This window comes from Variovorax sp. P4_D9 (genome assembly GCF_056401695.1).
Genome location: NZ_JBFUIU010001159.1, coordinates 1 through 2213, shown reverse-complemented (window position 1 = coordinate 2213; position 2213 = coordinate 1). Strand labels below are relative to the sequence as shown.

3 protein-coding genes and 1 pseudogene are annotated in these 2213 nt (G+C 58.7%); 2 read left to right on the top strand and 2 right to left on the bottom strand.

The annotated features are described in order from the left end of the window. Together AC1DY5_RS52355 and AC1DY5_RS52350 are read left to right on the top strand one after the other, a co-directional pair. The coding region (locus AC1DY5_RS52355; protein ID WP_478122137.1) for a transposase at window positions 1-274 on the top strand (274 nt) is incomplete at its 5' end. A gap of 18 nt (window positions 275-292) precedes the next feature. Next, complete coding sequence (locus tag AC1DY5_RS52350; protein WP_478122136.1) at window positions 293-742, top strand: hypothetical protein; 450 nt, start codon at window positions 293-295, stop codon at window positions 740-742. 364 nt (window positions 743-1106) lie between these two features. On the opposite strand, the pseudogene AC1DY5_RS52345 reads toward AC1DY5_RS52350, so the two are convergent. Together AC1DY5_RS52345 and AC1DY5_RS52340 are read right to left on the bottom strand one after the other, a co-directional pair. Continuing rightward, window positions 1107-1696 (bottom strand): annotated as a pseudogene (locus tag AC1DY5_RS52345) (helix-turn-helix domain-containing protein); the annotation flags it as partial. 187 nt (window positions 1697-1883) lie between these two features. Then, a partial coding sequence (locus tag AC1DY5_RS52340) for a hypothetical protein (protein WP_478122135.1) occupies window positions 1884-2213 on the bottom strand: 330 nt, incomplete at its 5' end.

Here is a 2213-nt window from a genome sequence, read left to right as displayed (position 1 = left end):
CGTCAGCAGCCACAAGACCCCGCTCGTGCAGGACTTCCTCGCCGAGCACAAGCATGTCCAGATTCACTACACGCAGAACTATTCCTCCTGGCTCAACCAGGTGGAGAACTGGTTCACGCGCATCCAGCGTGACGTCATCACTCGAGGCGTCTTCACATCGGTCAAGGAACTCGACAAGAAGCTAATGCGGTACATCAGTGCGCACAACAAAGACCCGAAACCAATCAAATGGAAGTACGACGATCCCAATCGCCGACACCGCCAATTCTTCTGATTCAGTGGACTAGCAACCTTGAGCGAGTTCTTGATCAGCACCGGTGCGGTGAACGTCGGTACTGGAATAGAGCTGACACTCGATCCGGACATGAGCAATGTTGCCGCGGCTGCCTCGGCGTTTCTGCCAGACGGAACGCGCATTGTGGTGAAGTTCGAGGTGGGTTTCACCAACTACCTCGGCGATGGCGCGCAGTACTGCGCTGGAGGTTTAGTCGCATTCAGAGAACGCTACGACAGTGGGGAGCACCTGGACATACGGGATCGACTCGCCTTCATTGAGGCTGGCCACGCAGGTTCCCGAGCTCCCATTCGACTGGCCTCGTCCTGGGATCTCTTCGAGTCTGGAGATTCCGGTACTTGGGTGATGGAGGTCGATGCGCCCCTTGCCATCGCCCCTCTCGACATCAAACCTGAGCTCCTCAACCTTGACCTGGCGCCCCTCCGCCTGTCCGAACGGTTCGATTGATGAGCAGATCAACCAGACCCATGCAATACACCCAGGCCCTATCCATCTCAAGGCGCCGGTGGCGGCCTGACTCAACAACATAGAGCGAGATCTCATGAACTACGATTTGATCGGCAATCTTACTCACCTACGGATTGCTCTGCACCGTCGTCTCGCACGTTTGTTCGCAGTGTGGCACGACCCTCTACCACTCCAAGGAATGAACGCTTCTCGCTCATACACCGGCATCGGGTCTCGCTCGACACCACCCGAGGTCCTGGAACGCCTGCGCGACCTCGCTGCGGCGCTTGCCCGCGAAGGCTACGAGTTGCGCTCGGGTGCTGCCGACGGCGCCGACATGGCCTGCGAGGAAGGCTGCGACCGCGTAGCCAAGCCCCATGGGCAGCATCGGCTGCGTGCGCTCCAGCGCCTGGCATTGGCTCTTCTCGTCCACGCACAGCACCAGCGCGTTCTCCGGCGGACTCAGGTACAGGCCGACGACATCGCGCAGCTTCTCGATGAAGAGCGGATCGTTGGACAACTTGAAGCTCTCGGTGCGATGAGGTTGCAAGCCGAACAGTTGGAAGTAGCACAGCACGCTGGTCTTGGAAATGCCGGCCTCCGAGGCAACCGATCGCACATTCCAATGCGTAGACCCATCGGCGGGCTTGGTGTGCAGCGTCGTCTTGATCAACTGCGCGATTCGCTCATCGTCGATCGTACGAGGCTTGCCCGGACGAACGTCGTCTTAAAGGCCGGCGATACGCCGTTCGAGGAAGCGCATGCGCCACTTGCCCACCGTGGCATTGGTCGCTGGGCAATTGAATTATTCGCCTCGCCGTCTGCACTGCTCAGAATAATGCGCGCTCGCTCACTGAGTGCTGCCGGCAACGAGCGGCTGCGCGCGAACGACTGCAGCTGCGATCGTTCGACATCGCTCAATACAAGTTCGGTCTTCGGTCTGCCCATGCCCATCGCGGTATCTCCGTCAGAAAGATAACGCATGAGCATGCAAACTTAATGCCAGCTATTTACGGGACAGCACACTAGTAGGAGAGTTCGGGTCGAGCGTTCTGTCCGCGCGCATCACTGCCGGTCTAAGGGATGTATCACTCCGATCATCAAGTGGCATCCTTCGAATCGGTGAGGGATGCTTGCAAACTCATGAGACGGATGCGTTGATCTCCTCGATTTTTGGCCTGTGGATCAGCTCAAAGAGTTCTGGCCTTGGCACTAACTGATTTCCCTTGGCCGCCCAATAGCGCTGTCCCATCGCACCGGTGAGAAACGCTCGGCGGCGCTCCTCGCGCTGGTAGCCAGTGACGTTCTTCAGAATCACATAGCGAATCTCTCCGCGCGGTCCCATGATCACAGTCGATCCGCCGTGATACGAGAAGGCCGGTGCCGTGCTCGTCGCCTTGACGTGTCGCACCTGCGTGATCTCTCCGATCAGATCGAAGACGATCTGACCGTCAGGTCCGGCACGCCGAGC